Annotated in this window: 17 protein-coding genes; 9 read left to right on the top strand and 8 right to left on the bottom strand. The window is 69.8% G+C overall.

From position 1 onward, the window contains the following. From CDO46_RS08105 to CDO46_RS08090, 4 genes are all read left to right on the top strand, one after another. Positions 1-1,158 (top strand): CaiB/BaiF CoA-transferase family protein, encoded by a 1,158-nt coding sequence (locus CDO46_RS08105; protein ID WP_087838035.1) that lies wholly within the window; start codon positions 1-3, stop codon positions 1,156-1,158. Between the two features lie 32 nt (positions 1,159-1,190). Then, positions 1,191-2,162, top strand: coding sequence for a tripartite tricarboxylate transporter substrate binding protein (locus CDO46_RS08100; protein WP_087838034.1), 972 nt, complete (start codon positions 1,191-1,193; stop codon positions 2,160-2,162). 143 nt (positions 2,163-2,305) lie between these two features. Next, positions 2,306-3,283, top strand: a complete 978-nt coding sequence (locus CDO46_RS08095) for a tripartite tricarboxylate transporter substrate binding protein (RefSeq protein ID WP_243724479.1) — start codon at positions 2,306-2,308, stop codon at positions 3,281-3,283. Positions 3,284-3,333: 50 nt separating this feature from the next. Then, positions 3,334-3,981 (top strand): flavin reductase family protein, encoded by a 648-nt coding sequence (locus tag CDO46_RS08090; RefSeq protein WP_165963121.1) that lies wholly within the window; start codon positions 3,334-3,336, stop codon positions 3,979-3,981. A 3-nt stretch (positions 3,982-3,984) separates the two neighbouring features. On the opposite strand, the gene CDO46_RS08085 is transcribed toward CDO46_RS08090, so the two are convergent. Together CDO46_RS08085 and CDO46_RS08080 are read right to left on the bottom strand one after the other, a co-directional pair. Next, positions 3,985-4,611, bottom strand: a complete 627-nt coding sequence (locus CDO46_RS08085) for a fumarate hydratase C-terminal domain-containing protein (protein WP_207958620.1) — start codon at positions 4,609-4,611, stop codon at positions 3,985-3,987. 28 nt (positions 4,612-4,639) lie between these two features. Beyond that, a complete protein-coding gene (locus CDO46_RS08080; protein ID WP_087838030.1) occupies positions 4,640-5,509 on the bottom strand; it encodes a fumarate hydratase in 870 nt (289 codons plus the stop codon). Between the two features lie 172 nt (positions 5,510-5,681). Here CDO46_RS08080 and CDO46_RS08075 point away from each other — a divergent pair, with 172 nt between their 5' ends. Next, positions 5,682-6,314, top strand: a complete 633-nt coding sequence (locus CDO46_RS08075; RefSeq protein WP_165963122.1) for a glutathione S-transferase family protein — start codon at positions 5,682-5,684, stop codon at positions 6,312-6,314. A gap of 46 nt (positions 6,315-6,360) precedes the next feature. On the opposite strand, the gene CDO46_RS08070 is transcribed toward CDO46_RS08075, so the two are convergent. The 4 genes from CDO46_RS08070 to CDO46_RS08055 form a co-directional block, all read right to left on the bottom strand. Continuing rightward, positions 6,361-6,897 carry a 3-isopropylmalate dehydratase gene (locus CDO46_RS08070; protein ID WP_087838028.1) on the bottom strand — a complete coding sequence of 179 codons (537 nt, stop codon included), beginning with the start codon at positions 6,895-6,897 and terminating at the stop codon, positions 6,361-6,363. 13 nt (positions 6,898-6,910) lie between these two features. Next, on the bottom strand, positions 6,911-8,197 hold the full coding sequence (locus CDO46_RS08065; protein ID WP_087838027.1) for an aconitase family protein: 1,287 nt from the start codon (positions 8,195-8,197) through the stop codon (positions 6,911-6,913). 23 nt (positions 8,198-8,220) lie between these two features. Next, positions 8,221-9,201, bottom strand: a complete 981-nt coding sequence (locus CDO46_RS08060; RefSeq protein ID WP_087838026.1) for a tripartite tricarboxylate transporter substrate binding protein — start codon at positions 9,199-9,201, stop codon at positions 8,221-8,223. A 101-nt stretch (positions 9,202-9,302) separates the two neighbouring features. Beyond that, complete coding sequence (locus CDO46_RS08055; protein ID WP_243724480.1) at positions 9,303-10,343, bottom strand: ketopantoate reductase family protein; 1,041 nt, start codon at positions 10,341-10,343, stop codon at positions 9,303-9,305. A gap of 252 nt (positions 10,344-10,595) precedes the next feature. Here CDO46_RS08055 and CDO46_RS08050 point away from each other — a divergent pair, with 252 nt between their 5' ends. Next, positions 10,596-11,825 carry a CaiB/BaiF CoA-transferase family protein gene (locus CDO46_RS08050; RefSeq protein ID WP_087838025.1) on the top strand — a complete coding sequence of 410 codons (1,230 nt, stop codon included), beginning with the start codon at positions 10,596-10,598 and terminating at the stop codon, positions 11,823-11,825. A gap of 11 nt (positions 11,826-11,836) precedes the next feature. Continuing rightward, complete coding sequence (locus CDO46_RS08045; protein WP_087838148.1) at positions 11,837-12,451, top strand: glutathione S-transferase family protein; 615 nt, start codon at positions 11,837-11,839, stop codon at positions 12,449-12,451. A gap of 7 nt (positions 12,452-12,458) precedes the next feature. Here CDO46_RS08045 and CDO46_RS08040 read toward each other — a convergent pair whose 3' ends face one another. Both CDO46_RS08040 and CDO46_RS08035 read right to left on the bottom strand, forming a co-directional pair. Then, the gene (locus CDO46_RS08040; protein ID WP_087838024.1) at positions 12,459-13,289 is read right to left on the bottom strand and encodes an amidohydrolase; all 831 of its coding nucleotides are present in this window, start codon (positions 13,287-13,289) and stop codon (positions 12,459-12,461) included. Then, positions 13,286-13,873 carry a carboxymuconolactone decarboxylase family protein gene (locus CDO46_RS08035; protein WP_087838023.1) on the bottom strand — a complete coding sequence of 196 codons (588 nt, stop codon included), beginning with the start codon at positions 13,871-13,873 and terminating at the stop codon, positions 13,286-13,288. Before CDO46_RS08035 ends, CDO46_RS08040 begins: the two co-directional genes overlap by 4 nt. Positions 13,874-14,025: 152 nt before the next feature. On the opposite strand from CDO46_RS08035, the gene CDO46_RS08030 reads away from it, so the two are divergent. Both CDO46_RS08030 and CDO46_RS08025 read left to right on the top strand, forming a co-directional pair. Beyond that, positions 14,026-14,802, top strand: a complete 777-nt coding sequence (locus CDO46_RS08030) for an enoyl-CoA hydratase/isomerase family protein (protein WP_087838022.1) — start codon at positions 14,026-14,028, stop codon at positions 14,800-14,802. Positions 14,803-14,884: 82 nt separating this feature from the next. After that, the gene (locus CDO46_RS08025) at positions 14,885-15,847 is read left to right on the top strand and encodes a LysR family transcriptional regulator (RefSeq protein WP_087838021.1); all 963 of its coding nucleotides are present in this window, start codon (positions 14,885-14,887) and stop codon (positions 15,845-15,847) included. Positions 15,848-15,853: the final 6 nt, after the last annotated feature.

Here is a 15,853-nt window from a genome sequence, read left to right as displayed (position 1 = left end):
ATGGCCGGTCCGCTGGACGGGGTGCGCATCCTGGACATGAGCACCGTCGGCATGGGGCCCATGGCGACCCAGATGCTGGGGGACATGGGCGCCGACGTGATCAAGGTCGAGCCGCCGGCGGGCGATGTGTTCCGGCACGTCACGCCGCAACGCCATGCGGGCATGAGCCATGCCCACCTGAACCTGAACCGCAACAAGCGCAGCGTGGTGCTCGACGCCAAGACCCCGCGCGGCCTCGAGGCGCTGCTGGAACTGATCGCCGGGGCCGACGTGTTCGTCTCCAACATGCGGGCGCCGGCGCTGCGGCGCCTGGGGCTGGACCACGAAACGCTGGCGCCGCGCTTTCCCAGGCTCATCCATTGCGTCTGCTATGGCTATTCCGAGCGCGGCCCCTACGCGGGCCGGCCGGCCATCGACGATACGATCCAGGCGGCATCGGGCCTGGCGTGGCTGCAGGGGGCGGGCGGCGCCGAGCCGCCGCGCTACGTCAACTCGGTCGTGGCCGACAAGACCGTCGCGCTGTACGTGTCCAACGCCATCGCCTGCGCCCTGTACGCGCGTGAACGCACCGGCACCGGGCAGTCCATAGAAGTGCCCATGTTCGAATGCATGGTGGCCTTCCTGGCGCCGGAACACCTGGCCGGCCGCAGCTTCGTGCCGGCCGAGGGCGAGGCCGGCTATGCCCGGCTGCTGAACGACTATCGCCGGCCCTTCGCGACGCGTGACGGCTACCTGAGCGTGGTCCCCTATACCGATGCCCAATGGCGGCGCTTTTTCGCGCTGGCCGGCGACCCGGGCATGGCGGACGATCCGCGCTATTGCACCGCCCGCGACCGCAGCCGGCATTTTCCCGAGCTGTACCGCTACGTCGAGGACACCCTGCGCACGCGCACCACCGCGCAGTGGCTGGCGGCGCTGGAGACCGCCGATATTCCCTTCGCGCCCGTGCACAGCTTCGACGACCTGCTGGCCGACCCGCACCTGGCCGCGCTGGGTTTCTGGCGCGAATGCGAACACCCTACCGAAGGCCGCCTGCGCCAGGCCGGCATCCCCGTGCATTTCGGCGCGACCCCGGGCGACGTGCGCCGGCATGCGCCGGGCCTGGGCGAACACACCGAAGAAGTGCTGGGCGGCCGGACCTGGTCCACGCCGCGCTGACGACAACCACGACAAGGAAAGAGGAGACTTCTATGCGGAAGGTGATCGCGCTGGGCCTGGCATGCGCCGCCCTGCATGCCGGAATGCCGGCGCATGCCCAGGGCTATCCCGAGGCGGGCAGGACCGTGCGCTTCGTGATCGGCTTCCCGGCCGGCAGCTCCATCGACAACGTGTCGCGCATCGTGACCGACGACATACGCGCCCGCACGGGCGCCGTGATCGTCGTCGAGAACCGGGCCGGGGCGCTGGGCGCGCTGGGCGTGGACGCGGTGGCGCGCGCCGCGCCCGACGGCTACACCATGATGCCCAGTTCCAGCGCCACCAGTTCCTCGGGCCCCTTCCTGTCCAAGGCCATCCAGAAGCACGACGCGTTGGCGGACTTCACCCAGGTGGCCCGCATGGTGCGCTTCGACGTGGTGGTGGTGACCCGCGCCGCGGGCGGGCACGCGGACGCCAGGAGCCTGATCGCGGCCGGCCGCGCCAAGCCGAAATCACTGGCAACCGGGTACGGGTCGGGCACCGGCCAGGTCGCCTCGGCCGCCTTCAGCCGCGCCGCCGGCATGGAGGTGCTGAGTGTGCCCTACAAGGGCCAGCCCGCGGCCGTGACCGACCTGCTGGGCGGCCGGGTGGATTTCGTTTCCTCCGACCTGGGCGCCGTGCTGCCGCAGATCGGCGCGCACAACCTGCACGCCATCGCGCTGGTATCCAACAAGCGTTCCACCATCCTGCCCGACGTTCCGACCGCCGCCGAGCTGGGCCTGTCCGGGCTGGACCTGACAGGCTGGATAGGCGTGGCCGGGCCGGCGCGGCTTCCCGCCCAGGTGGTGCAATGGTGGCAGGATCAGTTGAAGCTGTCGCTGAACAAGCCGGAGGTCAAGGAACGCCTGCGCGGCATGGGCATGGAGACCGACTTCCTGGCCGGAGACGATTTCCAGCGCTTCGTGCGCGCCCAGTACGAGGAATGGGGCGCGCAGATCCGGCACGCGGGGATCCAGGCGGAGTAGGCGCGGCGCCCGTTGCGCCGCCGTACATATCAGCTTTGCCTTCCCCGGACCTGGGACGGGGAAGTGCGCGCTTCTATAGTGGGTCGCAGCGCCATGGCCGGATGCGGCCGGATGGCGGACAACCATAAGCCATGGAGACGACCTTGAAACGCGCACTCGCCATCCTGCTCGGAGGCCTGGCGGCCACGGCCCTGCTGCTGCCTGCCGCCCACGCCCAGTCCGACTACCCCACCCGGCCGGTCACCCTGATCAACCCCTACGCGCCGGGCGGCCCCGCCGATACGCTGGCCAGGGAGCTGGCATCCCGGCTCAAGGACCGCCTGGGCCAGCCCGTCGTCGTCGAGAACAAGGCCGGCAGCGGGGCCATGGTGGGCACCGGCTACGTGGCGCGCGCCAAGCCCGACGGCTATACCCTGCTGATGGGCACCTCGCCCGGCATGGTGGTCGGTCCGCTGATCGAGCGCGCGACCTACGACGGCCTGAAGGACTTCGACCTGGTCGGCCTGGTCGCCAACCAGCCCGTGGTCCTGGTGGCCAACGCCAAGCTCGGCATCAACACCATGCAGGACCTGCTCGACCGCGCGCGCAAGCAGCCCGGCAAGCTCAACTTCGCGTCGGCCGGCACCGGCGGCCCGACCCACCTGGCCGGCGAACTGCTGCGCCGGCGCGCCAACATAGACATCACCCACGTTCCCTACAAGGGCGCCGCCCCGGCCCTGCAGGACCTGATCGGCGGCCAGGTCGAGCTGGGCATGCTGAGCGCCTCGCCCGTGCTGCCCTTCGTCAAGGACGGCCGCCTGAAGGCCATCGCCTATACCGGTGCCAAGCGGTCTTCGCTGCTGCCCGACGTGCCCACGATGGCCGAGGCCGGCATCAAGAACTGGAACGAAGTCTCCACCTGGTATGCGCTGGCGGCGCCGCGCGGCACGCCCCCGGCTATCATCGAGAAACTGAGCTCGGCGCTGACGGCGATCAACGCCGAGCCGGAACACCAGCGCTTCCTGGCGCAGCAGGATGGCAGCATCGACAACATGACGCCGGCCGAAGTCACCGCCTTCGCCCAGAAGGACAAGACGGCGATGACCGAACTGCTGGGCGCCCTGGACATGCTGGCGAAATGAACCCCCGCGGGTGCGGCCTCTTCGCCGCGTCGCGACTGGAACCGGAGAACATGAAGGAATTCATACGCGTCGACGGCCAGGGTCTGGACCCGGCCGACGCCTACCGCCTCGTCGTCGGCTGCGTGGTGCCGCGCCCCGTGGCCTGGATCACCACGCAGGACGGGAACGGCCGCGTCAATGCCGCCCCGTTCAGCTCCTACAATTACGTCGCCACCCGCCCGCCCATGCTGGCGGTCAACATCTCCACGCTGGACGGCGACCTGAAGGACACTGCGCGCAACATCGTCCAGACGGGCGAATTCGTCGTCAACGTCTCGACCGAGGCCGACCTGGAGATCATGCACGCCAGCGCTGCCGAGTACCCGCCCGAGATCAGCGAACCCGAGGCCCTGGGCATTCCCTTGCTGCCCAGCCACCACGTCAAGCCGCCCCGCATCGCCTCGACCCCCGTGCAGATGGAATGCCGCCTGGACCAGGCCATCGCCCTGGGCGAGGGCTACAACACTCTGTACATCGGCCAGGTCGTCGCCTTCCACTTGTCTCCCGACATCTACGACGGCCGCCGCGTCGCCAGCGCCGCCATGCGCCCCATCGCCCGCCTGGGCGGGCCCTTCTACGCCGCGCTGGGCGAGATCTTCCACCGGCCCATGCTTCAGCGCCAGCCTGGCGCGGAACCCGAGCCCAATCCCAAACCCTAGCGCTCAACCCCGGGCGGAACGCCGCCGCTCATCCAGCCGGGCCAGTATTTCAGGCAACCGTTCCCTGGCCGTCTCCGCCAGGTCGCCGTAAAGGCTGTTGCCCTGGGCGTCGATTCCCACGGTGGCGGGGCCCAGCCCCTCCACCCGCAGCTTCACCAGCCGGTAGTGGTGAACCAGGTCGTTCCAGTGCACCGCTACCACCTCGCGTATCGCCTCGGATAGAAGCGTGCATCCACCTCCCAGGAACGACAGGTAGATGCAACCCTCCGCGCGCATCGCCTCGACGCTGCCAGCGTCCAGTCCGCCCTTGCCGCCCACCACCCGCAAACCCAATCCGCGTATCAACCGCGGCATGAAGCCATTGAAGCGCGTGCTCGTCGTGGGATTCAGGTAGAGCACCTCGAAATGGCCATCGGCTTCCCGGCTGTAGCTGCCCAGGTGCAGCAGCGCGGCGCCGCGCAGATCGATGGGCGGCGCTTCGCCACGGTCGAGCAGCCCGGTCAGCCGTTCATGCGTGGTCATGCCCGCGCACAGCACGACCTCGCCGTGCAGGCGGACCTGGTCGCCCACGCGCAGCGCGCGGACCGCTTCCTCGCCCAGTGGCAATTCAAGCTCGTGTACGGTGCTCACGATGTCGCGTCCTCGTCATGGCGGCCGGTCATTCGATGATCTCCACGCGGCCCGAATCATGGATGCGGGCGCGGGTGCGGCGGTTGATCCAGCAGTTGAAGCACACCGCCACCGGCGTGAAGCCGTGGCCCGAGGCATAGTCCACGTGCACGGCCATCGCCGTGCTGTCGCCGCCCGTGCCCATGGGACCGAAGCCGGTCGCGTTGGCGGCTTCCTTCAGGCGGTCCTCCATCGCGGCCAGCACGGGCTCGGGATTGACCGTGCCGATGGGCCGCAGCGTCGCCTGCTTGGCCAGCTTGGCGGCATAGTCGAAGGTGCCGCCTATGCCCACGCCGATCACCACCGGCGGGCAATGTTGCGACCCCGCCTTCAGGATGACCTCCATCACGTAGCGCTCTATGGTCTCCAGGCTGGGGAAGGTGAAGATCTCCAGCGCGGCCCAGCGGCCGGAGCCCAGCGCCTTCGGCGAACAGGTGATGTCCACGTAGTCGGCGCCGTCGATCAGGTCGAAGGTCACGATGGGCATGTCCTTGCCCTTGTAGCCACGCTCGTTGGTAAGCGGATTGGTCACGTGGGCCAGCAGCGGCGGCTGGATGGTGGCGACCAGGTCGTCGAAGCCGTCGGCGAAGGCCCGCTTGATATCGCCTTCCAGCCGGGCGCCGGTGCCGATGCCGACGAAGTACACCGGCACGCCGGAGTCGGAACAGACGAAATGCTGGCGGGCCTCGGCGGCATCGGCGCTTTGCAGCATGATGCGCAGCGTGCCGCGCGCCACCTCGTTGTGCTCGCCGCGCTCGGCCGCGCGCAGCGCTTCCTTGGTGTCCTCGGGTATTTTCTTCAGCGCGCGTTCGTAGAGCTGGGCGCTGACCGATCGCACGAGGTCGTAGCTGATGGCCATCTGTCTCCCCTGTGGCGCGCCCGGGCGCGCGCGTTCCTAGGCATCCACGGACTATAGCGACGCCGCCCGTCCGCTGCTATCACCCGGCCGTCACACCTGCTTTGCGCGGGGTGGCCGGATGCCCGGGTGGATATACTGGCCGCCATACGAACTGTTTCGACGGAAAGCGCGCATGAAGCTGCATTGGTCCACCCGTTCCCCCTACGTGCGCAAGGTCATGGCGGCGGCCATCGAGACCGGACTGGACGCGTCCATCGAAACCCGCCTGTCCATCGTTTCGCTGTCCACCGTGAACGCCGACGTGGAGCGGGACAACCCGTTGGGCAAGATCCCCACCCTGGTGACCGACGAGGGCGTGGCCCTGTACGACTCGCTGGTCATCTGCGAATACCTGGACCATCACAGCCGCAAGGGACGGTTGTTTCCCCAGGGGTTCGACCAGCGGCTGGAGGCGTTGCGCTGGCACGCGCTGGGCAACGGACTGACCGACATCCTGATCCTGTGGAACAACGAACGCGGCCGCGACCCGGCGCTCCAGTCGCCGGCGCATCTGTCCTCGTACCACGCCAAGACCCTGGCCACGCTGGATGCGCTCGAAGCCACGGTGGACGAGCTGGATCGCCGCGAATTCGACATCGGCCACCTGGGCGTGGCGGTGGGGGTCGGCCATGCGGATTTCCGCTTCGCCGACCTGCGGTGGCGCGCCACGCGGCCGCGCCTGTCGGCCTGGGCCGACCGCATGGCCGAGCGGGAGTCGCTGCGCCGGACCGTGCAGTTCGACCCGCGCCTGAAGAATCCAGCCTAGGGCCCATTCCCGGCCTGTGCGGGCCTGCTTTTAGCGGGAACAGGCCCTAGATGCGCGCCGCCGCGAACTCGCTCGCCAGTGCGTTGACCAGTCCGCCGCTTTCCCAGATCCGCACCATCTGCGGCGAGAACGGTGGTGACGGGATGATGCGGCCGTCGGCCAGTTCGATCGCCCCGGTGGCCGGCGTGACGCCGATCACGTCGCCATCGGCCACGGCCCGCGTGATGCCTGGAACGAGCAGTATCGGCAGCCCCTGGCTGAGCGCGCGCCGGATGAAGCCCGATTCGCAGGACTCCACCAGGACCGCCGCGATCCCCGAGGCCTTGATGGCAACGCTGACTTCCACGTGGTTGTGATGCGCGAAGTTCTTGCCGCCGACGACGATGTCGCCCGGCCGGACTTGCGACGGGAACTCCGGCCGTAACTGGCGAAAGCACATCTGCCGGAGCGCGTCCAGGTCGAACGGCTTGCCGAAGCCGTCCCGCACCGCGGCGAATTCGATGATGCCGTCGTCGCCGCAGACCTGGTCGCCGAATTTCCAGACCCGGCCCCGCAGGGTGCGCACGGAGGATGTCTCGTTCATGTCGCGCCGCTCCTCAAAGCCTGCCCGCCAGCAGCGGGCGCGGATCCGTGATCTCTCCCGCCACGGCCGAGGCCGCCACCGTGTAGGGCGAGGCGAGGTGGACCGCGGCCTGGGTGCTGCCGTTGCGGCCCTGGTAGTTGAACTGGTGGGTGGTGATGGAGACGTCTTCGCCGCTGAGCACGCCCAGGTAGCCCCAACAGGTATTGCAGCCGGGCGACAGCACGGTGGCGCCGGCCTCGGCGAACACCTCCAGCAAACCTTCGCGCGCGGCCGCGGCATAGACGTTCTGGCTGCCGGGCGAGATGTACATCGTGACGTGCCGCGCGACCCGGCGGCCGCGCAGCACGGCGGCCGCCGCCCGCATGTCTTCCAGCCGGTTGTTGGCGCAGGACCCGACCGCGGCCTGGTCGATGCGCCGGCCCGCCACCTGCGCGACGTCGACCGCGCCGCTCTGCGTGGGCGGCACGGTCACCATGGGCGTCAGCCGCGACAGGTCGTAGGTCAGCACCGCCGCGTAGTCCGCGTCCGGGTCGCTGCGCATCACCAGGTAGGGCCGGCCGTCCGCGCGTTCGTCCACGTAGTCGAGCGCGCGCGCATCGACGTCCATGATGGCGGTGTCCGATCCCGTGTGAAAGGTCGAGGCGAGGATGGCCTGCCTGTCGTCCAGGCTGAGGCCCGCCAGCGCCGGTCCGCCATACTCGACGCAGCATTGCAGGAAGGTGCCCTGTTCCTCGTGGTCGCGGATGATGGCCTGGACCAGGTCGCGCCCGGTCACGCCGAACGGCAGGCTGCCCACCAGCTCGATACGCACCGTGCGCGGTACGCAGACCCAGTGCCGGTCGTTCAGCAGCGGCGCCAGCACGTCGGTGGACATGGGGATGTTCAGCGCGCCCACCGCGCCGATCGAGGCGATGTTGCCTTCGTCCGAGAACACCAGCGACCCGGGCCGGGCAAAGCCGCGTTCGACCAGCACCAGGTGGCGCAGCCCGGTATTGGGGCCGTAGAAATTGTCGACGCCGAAGTCGCGCGTCAGCTGCCTGAGCATGTGGTGCGTGGCGGCGTGCGGCGAGCCGGTGGCGGCCGCCGGCGTATGGTCGATGACGATGATGGCCTTCTCGGGCCGGGCGAACGCGGTCGCGCCTATCTTCTCCAGGTTGCGCTTGTGCATGGGCCAGACCATCTCCTGGGTGACCACGTGGTCCGGCACGCAGTTGACGTACTCGCCCGGCGCCACGGTCTCGCGGCCCGCGGCGCGGGCCAGGATCTTCTGGGCGATGGTCTGACCGCTTGAGGTCGGCATGACAAGGTTTCCTGTGGTTTGGATCAATTCAGCGAAATGCCGGTTTCCTTGATGAACTGGCCCCAGAACTCATAGCTGCCCAGGACATTCTTGCGATATTGCTCGGGCGAGCTGGACACGGCAAGCGAGCCCATCTGCTCGTAGGCCTTGCGCACCTCGGGGGTGGCCATGATGGTGGCCAGTTCGCGCTGGACGCGGTTGACGATGGCGGGCGGCGTGCCGGCCGGCATGATGACGCCGTACTCGGTCGCCTGCACCACCTTGGGATAGCCCAGCTCGACCAGGGTCGGCGCGTCGGGCAGCAGCGGGGTCCGCTTCTCGGTGGTCACCGCCAGCACGCGCACCGTGCCCGCCTGTACGTGGGGCAGGATGGGCGTCAGGTCCGAGACCATGGACTCGACCTGCCCGCCCAGCAGATCGGTGATGGCGGGGGCAGCGCCCGCGTAGGGGACGTGGACGATGTCGATGCCCGCCGCGCGCTTGAAGCGTTCGCCGGCCAGGTGGACCATGGTGCCGGTGCCCGCGCTGCCGTAGTTCATCTTGCCGGGATGGCTGCGGGCACGCTCCAGGAACTGCGCCATGTTGGTGATGCCGGACTTGGCGTTGACCGCGATGACGGCAGGCACCTGCGCCAGGCTCGAGACGTAGGCCAGGTCCTGCGTGACCGAGTAGGGCACCTTCATCAGATGGGGCATCACCATCAGCGCGCCGCCGGCGCCCAGGCCCATGGTGTAGCCGTCCGGCGCCGCCTTGGCCACGGCCGCGGTGCCGATCGAGCCGCCGGCGCCCGCGCGGTTCTCGACCACGATGGTCTGCTTGAGCGCTTCGCCCAGGGGGCCGGCGATGGTGCGTACATAGTTGTCGGTGGGGCCGCCGGGCGGGAAGGGCACGATGAAGCGGATCGGCCGCGTGGGCCACGAGGCGCCTTGCGCCATGGCCGGTGCCGTGAAGATCCCCAGGGTGCAGCTCGCGATCAGGCATGCCGCAAGGCGTCTGGCGTGCATGGCAGTCTCCTCCGTGGCGGACGTGGCCGCCTGTCTTGTCGATGTCCGGGCATGGTATCGGGCCGGCTTCGCCGCCGGATAGGCGCCGCCGCGCAAAGCTGCTATGGCGTGGGCGTTAACGGCGGGGCGTACAGGCCCAGCCGTTCGGCGCGCACCCGCGCCAGCGCGTAGACGGTGTCGAGCAGCGGCGCGGGCACGCCCAGTTCCTGGGCAATCTCGACGGCCGCGCCCAGGATGCTGTCCAGTTCCACCGCGCGGCCCGCTTCCACGTCCTGCAGCATCGAGGTCTTGATGTGGCCCAGCTTGCGCGTGACCGCCAGCCGCGCCGGGGGCTCGATGGCCAGCGGCAGGCCCAGCGCGTCGCCCATGGCCAGGAGTTCGCGCATCATGGCCTGGAACAGGCGGTTGACCCGTTCGTCGTCGATCAGGAGATCGGTGTGCGAGCCCGTCAGCAGGCTGACCGGATTGAAGCAGGCGTTGCCCAGCAGTTTTTCCCAGACGACGCGGCGGATGTCGGGGCTGGCCGAGGCGTCGAAACCGGCACCAGCCAGGCAGTCGGCCGCGCGTTGCGCGCGCAGGCTGGGGCCGCCGCCCGGTTCGCCCACCACCAGCCGCGATCCCGAGGCGTGCACGACCACGCCGGGTTCGGGGCAGGAGCTGGAGGGAAACACCACGAAACCCAGGATGCGGTCGGCGGGGATCGCGCGTTCGAGCCGGCCGTCCGGGTCCACGGCGCGCAGTCGGTGGCCGGCCAGGGGACCGCCACCCGACTGGAAGAACCACCACGGGACGCCGTTCAACGCGGGCAGTACCAGGGTGTCCGGTCCGATCATGGGGCCCAGGCGGTCGGCCAGCCCGGGCAGCGACGGCGACTTGACCGCCAGGATCAGCAGGTCCTGCGGACCCAGCCGCTGCGGGTCGTCGCTGGCACGCACGCGCGCGACCGACCGCGTGCCGCCGCTCTCCAGCCGTATGCCGTGTTCGTCCAGCGCACGCAGCGTGGCGCCGCGCGCCAGCACGCCGACATCGTTGCCCGCCAGGGCCAGGCGCGCGGCCAGGAAGCCGCCTATCGCGCCCGCGCCCGCGACGCCTATCCTCATGCGGCCAGGGGTGGCCGGGGGCCGGCCGTGCGCGTCGTCCATCGGTGGTGTCTCCGGGGAATGTCCGTGGAATGCAGTCCATTATTCCGGTTGGCGCCGCCGGCGCGGTGTACCCGCGCGGCATTTCTGCCTGCGCGCCCGGGATATAGCGCACGTTATGCGCATGGACGCATTGCAGTCTTGCCGGCGCAGGCAGTAGGCAAGCCTCCGCCGTGCCCCTAGAGTCCGGACAGCGGCGACAGGCGCGGACGGGACGAGACGCGTCCGGCCATCGGCGCGCACGCGGAGGAATGTATGCATCGATCGACGGGCCCGTTGTCGCACGTCAAAGTCCTGGACCTGAGCCGCATCCTGGCCGCCCCCTGGGCCAGCCAGACCCTGGCCGACCTGGGCGCCGACGTCATCAAGGTGGAGCGCCCGGGCAGCGGCGACGACACCCGCGCCTGGGGGCCGCCTTTCCTGAAGGACGGCCGGGGCGAGGATACCGAGGAGGCCGGCTACTATCTCGCCGTCAATCGCGGCAAGCGGTCGATCACGGTGGGGCTGGACACGCCCGAGGGCCAGCGCATCGTGCGTGAACTGGCCATGCGGGCCGACATCCTGCTGGAGAACTACAAGGTCGGCACGCTGGCGCGCTATGGGCTGGACGAGGCATCGCTGCGGGCGCTGAATCCCCGGCTGATCTATTGCTCGGTCACCGGTTTCGGACAGACCGGGCCGCGCCGCGACCAGCCCGCCTACGATTTCCTGATACAGGCGATGGGCGGCCTGATGAGCGTGACCGGCGAACGCGACGGCCGCCCGGGCGGCGGTCCGCAGAAGGTGGGCGTGCCCATCGTCGACCTGATGACCGGCATGTACACGGCGGTGGCCGTGCTGGCCGCGCTGGCCCGGCGCAACGAGACGGGCAGGGGCGAGTACATCGACATCGGCATGTTCGACGTGCAGGTGGCCACCCTGGCCAACCAGGCCATGAACTATCTCGTGTCCGGCAAGCCGCCCCGGCGCAACGGCAATGCCCATCCCAACATCCAGCCGCAGGACGTCTACCGCTGCGCGGACGGAGACATCATCCTGGTGGTCGGCAACGACGGCCAGTTCCGCAAGCTGTGCGAGGCCCTGGGCCACGCGGAATGGGCGGCGGACGAACGCTATGCCACCAACGCCCAGCGCGTGCGCAACATCGAACGACTGTCGGCCATGCTGCGCGAGGATCTTGCCCGCCGCGACCGCGCGAGCCTGCTCGCGCTGCTCGATGGCGCAGGCGTGCCCTGCGGCCCGATCAACACCGTGGCCGAGGTGTTCGAGGAACCGCAGACGATCGCGCGCGGCCTGTTGCGCCACGTGGAGCATCCCAGCGGTGGCCGGGTCCCCCAGGTCGCCAGCCCCATGCGGTTCGCCGACGCCGCGCTGCCGGGGCTCGCGGCGCCGCCCACGCTGGGCCAGCACAGCGCCGAGATCCTGGCCGAACTGGGCTACGATGCCGCCGGCATCGAGGCGCTGCGCGCCGCGGGCGCCATCTGATGGGGACGGACATGAAGCTGCACTGGTCGCCCAAGTCGCCCTATGTGCGCAAGGTCATGGTCTGCCTGCATGAGCTTGGCCTGGAGGACCGGGTAGAGCTGGTGCGGTCGGTCGCGGCCATGTTGCGGCCCAATCCGCAGATCATGCGGGACAACCCGCTCAGCAAGATTCCGACACTGGTGCTGGACGATGGCACCGCCCTGTTCGATTCGGCGGTCATTTGCGAATACCTGGACGATCTCGCCGGCGGCAGGCTGTTTCCGCCCAAGGGCAGTGAGAAATGGCGGACCCTGCGCTGGCACGCTTTCGCCGACGGCCTGCTGGACGTGCTGATCCTCTGGCGCAACGAGGCCGACCGCGACGGCGCGCAGCGCTCGGACGCGCTCATCGAGGCCTTCCGGATCAAGACCGAGGCGTCGCTGCAAAGGCTGGAAGGCGAGGCGCGCGAGCTGGCGGCGGCGCCGTTCGGCATCGGCCATGTCGGCCTGGGCTGCGCGCTGGGCTACCTGGACTTCCGCTTCGGCGCGTTGCAGTGGCGCGAACGGGCGCCCCATCTGGCCGCCTGGTACGGAGAGATCGCGGCGCGGCCGTCCTTTCGCCGCACCGAGCCCGTGCTGGAAGGATAGGCGCGCCCTAGGCGTAGAGCCGGGTCGGGTTGTCGACCAGGATCCGGCGCGCCAGCGGCTCGCTGCCGGTCCAGGCCAGGAAGGTGTCGAACAGCCGGCGCGTGCCGGGCCACGGGTCGATGCGGATGTGGGGCCAGTCGCTGCCCCAGACGAGCTGGTCGGGATTGGCCTCGACCAGCGCGCGATGGAAGGGGCGCCCAGGTTCCAGGTCCGGTGTCTTCAGCAAGCTGCGGTAGGCCGACAGCTTGACCCAGGCCCTGCCTTCGCCCAGCAGCCGGACCAGTTGCTGGAAACCGGCATCGTTCGTTCCCGCGTCGACGTCGAAGCTGCCCATGTGATCGATCACGACCGGGCAGGGCAGGCTCGCCAGCAGCGGCGCGATGCCGGGCAGCGCCTGGCAGTCGGTCCAGAGTTCGACGTGCAGGCCGGCATCGGCGACCGCGCGCGCCATCTGCCGCAAGTCGTCGATCGAGGCGCTGCCGGCGAAATTCCCGGCCGCGCCGCTGCGATGGCTGTAGCGCAGCGCGCGCACGCCGCGTTCGCGCAGCGAGCCGAGTTCCAGCGGCGTACCGGGGCGGGCCACGATGACGCCGCGCAGATGGTCGTGCTCCGACAGCGCGTGGAACAGCAGCGAATAGTCTTCCCCGTACGCGCTGGGATGCACCAGTACCGCATGCGACAGCCCCTGGCTGGCCAGCATGGCCGAGTGGTCCGCGACCAGCGCCTCGGGCGGCGTATAGCTGCGCTCGGCCGCCAGCGGGAAGCGGTCGTAGGGGCCGAGCAGGTGGTTGTGGCAATCCCAGCCCGTGATGGGCGTGGCCTGTCTGGCGCCGCTCATTGCCTCTGGCCCCATACCGCCGGGTCGTCCTGGGGCAGCGGAAAGGCGGCGACGACGCCGGGCTCCAGCGGGATCTCGTGCGCGTTCAGCGTCATCGCCACCAGGGTGTAGTAGCCGACCAGCGCGGTCAGTTCCACCACCGTGCGCGCGCCGAAGCGGGCCAGCGCGGCGGCATAGGTGGCGTCGGACACCGACCGGCGGGCGTTCAGCTCGCTGGCGTAGCGCACCACCAGCGCGTCGTCCGGCGCCAGTTCATTGGGGATGCGCTGTTCGCGCAGCGCCTCGATGATCCAGTCTTCCACGCCCGCCTTCTCGGCTTCGGTCTTGTGGGCGGCCCATTCGAAGGGGGAACTGCAGGCCCGGGCGGTGACCAGAATGGCCAGTTCCGACAGCCGGGGCGGCAGGGTGGTGTCGTAGCGCAGCAGTTCGCCCATCGCCGACCAGCGGTCGGCCAGCTCGGGGTTGTACAGCGCGGCGCGCAGCGGCCCCCGCAGCCGGCCACGCTTGCCGGCGATGACTTTGTCGTGCACCCGGCGTTGTTCCGGGCTCATGGTTTCGGGCGTGGGCAGGTCGATTCTGGGCATGGGCTCCTCTCGTCTTCGCCGCATTATCGGGCGCGGCGCCCGCGCGCGCTATGGCGCGGGGCGCATAGCAGCCTTGACCGGGCCCGCCTTTGCGCGGGCGGCGCGCGCGCCTAGACTCGCTGCGTATCCTGCCCACGACCACGACCTTTTCCATGAACGAATTCAAGCAATTGCAGCTGCGGGTGGACGGCCACGTCGCCCTGGTGACCCTGGACAGCCCGCCCGTCAACGCCCTGACCCGTGTGTTGAACGACGAGCTGACCGCGGCGCTGGACTGGATATCCGAGACGCCCGACGTCCGGGTGGTCGTGCTGACGGGGGCGGGCAAGGTGTTCTGCGCGGGCGCGGACTTGAAAGGCCGGGCCGACGTGATCAAGGGGCCGGGCGACCTGCCCGCGCACCTGCGCCGCACCCGCGAGTGTTTCCATGCCATCCGCGAGTGCGCCAAGCCGGTGGTCGCGGCCATCAACGGCCCGGCGCTGGGATCGGGGCTGGCCATGGTGGCCTCGGCCGACGTGCTGATCGCTTCCGAGCGCGCCACGCTGGGCCTGCCCGAGGTCGACGTGGGCCTGCTGGGCGGATGCCGCCACGCGATGCGCCTGTTTCCCCATTCGCTGCTGCGGCGCATGATGCTGACGGGGTACCGGGTGCCGGCCACCGAGCTCTACCGGCTGGGCATCGTCGAGGCCTGCACCGCGCCGGAGGACCTGCTGCCCGCCGCCATGGAGATGGCCGGCGTCATCGCCGCCAAGAGCCCCGTCTCCACGCGCATGGGCAAGCACACGCTGAACACCATCGAGGACATGAGCCTGCGCGACGGCTATCGCTACGAACAGGACATGACGGCGATCATCGCCACCACCGAGGATGCCGCCGAGGCGCAGGCCGCGTTCCGCGAGAAGCGGGCGCCGGTGTTCAAGGGGCGGTAGGAGCCTGGCGCGGGGCGGGGCGTCCCGCGATGCGCGGGCGGGTATAAACTCGTCTTCTTTTCCCGGACGAGCGCCGCTTGCGATGCAGCACCCGAAAGCCACCAGCATCCAACTGGACGTCACCGCCAGCCTGCAGAAATGGCGGGCCTTTCTCGCGATCGGCGAGCTGGGCAGCCTGACGCGCGCGGCCCTGTTCCTGAACAGCAACCAATCCTTGCTCAGCCGGCAGTTGAACGCGCTCGAGCGCGAGTGCGGCACGCGGCTGTTCGTGCGCACCGGACGGGGCGTGGAGCTGTCGGACGTGGGGCAGCGCATCTTTCCCCAGGTCCGCGCGCTGCTGGCCGACGCCGAACAGCTGGAAAACGAGATCCGCGAGCAGGCGCGCGACGCCAGCGGCCGCGTCACGCTGGGCACCCTGCCGTCCATCGGCCACCATCTGGTGGGGCAGCTCTTTACCGAGGTGCGGGCCCGCTATCCCGGCGTCAGCCTGAAAGTACTGGAAGGCTCCAGCGGCCAGGTGGAGGAATGGCTGGCCGATGCGCGCGTGGACATCGGCATCCTGTACCGCTACGGTGGCACGCTGCCCGAGCACGAGCAGTGCCTGGCCACCGTCGACAGCTACCTGATCGGTCCCGCGGGCGATCGCCTGACCGCGCACGAGGAAGTGTCCTTCCGCACCTTGCACGAGCTGCCCTTCATCCTGCCCAGCGCCCCCAACGGGCTGCGCACCGCGCTCGATTCCATGGCGCGCCAGGAGCACATCACGCTGGCCCCGGTGATCGAGGCCGATTCATTGCCGCTCCAGACCTCGCTGGTCGCGCGCGAGCGGCTGTACACGGTGCTGCCGCTGCACGCGGTGTGGACCGAGGTCGCCAAGGGCGAGGTGCAGGCCGCCCGCATCGTCGACCCGCCGTTCCAGCGCACCGTCGCGCTGGTCTTCGCCAAGACCAAGGGGCCCGGCAAGGCCGTATCGGCCATCGCCGGCCTGATCGGCGAGATCGTGGACAGGATGGCGCGCGACGGCATGTGGCGGACCGGCCGCTAGGAGGAA

It is taken from the genome of Pigmentiphaga sp. NML030171, from assembly GCF_002188635.1.
GTDB lineage: Bacteria > Pseudomonadota > Gammaproteobacteria > Burkholderiales > Burkholderiaceae_B > Pigmentiphaga > Pigmentiphaga daeguensis.
This window is presented reverse-complemented; position numbering and strand designations above follow the sequence as displayed.

Bases quoted from the DNA above. Each gene is read 5' to 3' on its own strand.
- CDO46_RS08060 (WP_087838026.1), bottom strand. From the start codon at position 9,201: ATGCACGCCAGACGCCTTGCGGCATGCCTGATCGCGAGCTGCACCCTG.
- CDO46_RS08055 (WP_243724480.1), bottom strand. From the start codon at position 10,343: ATGGACGACGCGCACGGCCGGCCCCCGGCCACCCCTGGCCGCATGAGG.
- CDO46_RS08040 (WP_087838024.1), bottom strand. From the start codon at position 13,289: ATGAGCGGCGCCAGACAGGCCACGCCCATCACGGGCTGGGATTGCCAC.
- CDO46_RS08105 (WP_087838035.1), top strand. From the start codon at position 1: ATGGCCGGTCCGCTGGACGGGGTGCGCATCCTGGACATGAGCACCGTC.
- CDO46_RS08050 (WP_087838025.1), top strand. From the start codon at position 10,596: ATGCATCGATCGACGGGCCCGTTGTCGCACGTCAAAGTCCTGGACCTG.
- CDO46_RS08080 (WP_087838030.1), bottom strand. From the start codon at position 5,509: ATGGCCATCAGCTACGACCTCGTGCGATCGGTCAGCGCCCAGCTCTAC.
- CDO46_RS08025 (WP_087838021.1), top strand. From the start codon at position 14,885: ATGCAGCACCCGAAAGCCACCAGCATCCAACTGGACGTCACCGCCAGC.
- CDO46_RS08030 (WP_087838022.1), top strand. From the start codon at position 14,026: ATGAACGAATTCAAGCAATTGCAGCTGCGGGTGGACGGCCACGTCGCC.
- CDO46_RS08100 (WP_087838034.1), top strand. From the start codon at position 1,191: ATGCGGAAGGTGATCGCGCTGGGCCTGGCATGCGCCGCCCTGCATGCC.
- CDO46_RS08070 (WP_087838028.1), bottom strand. From the start codon at position 6,897: ATGAACGAGACATCCTCCGTGCGCACCCTGCGGGGCCGGGTCTGGAAA.
- CDO46_RS08035 (WP_087838023.1), bottom strand. From the start codon at position 13,873: ATGCCCAGAATCGACCTGCCCACGCCCGAAACCATGAGCCCGGAACAA.
- CDO46_RS08065 (WP_087838027.1), bottom strand. From the start codon at position 8,197: ATGCCGACCTCAAGCGGTCAGACCATCGCCCAGAAGATCCTGGCCCGC.
- CDO46_RS08090 (WP_165963121.1), top strand. From the start codon at position 3,334: ATGAAGGAATTCATACGCGTCGACGGCCAGGGTCTGGACCCGGCCGAC.
- CDO46_RS08075 (WP_165963122.1), top strand. From the start codon at position 5,682: ATGAAGCTGCATTGGTCCACCCGTTCCCCCTACGTGCGCAAGGTCATG.
- CDO46_RS08045 (WP_087838148.1), top strand. From the start codon at position 11,837: ATGAAGCTGCACTGGTCGCCCAAGTCGCCCTATGTGCGCAAGGTCATG.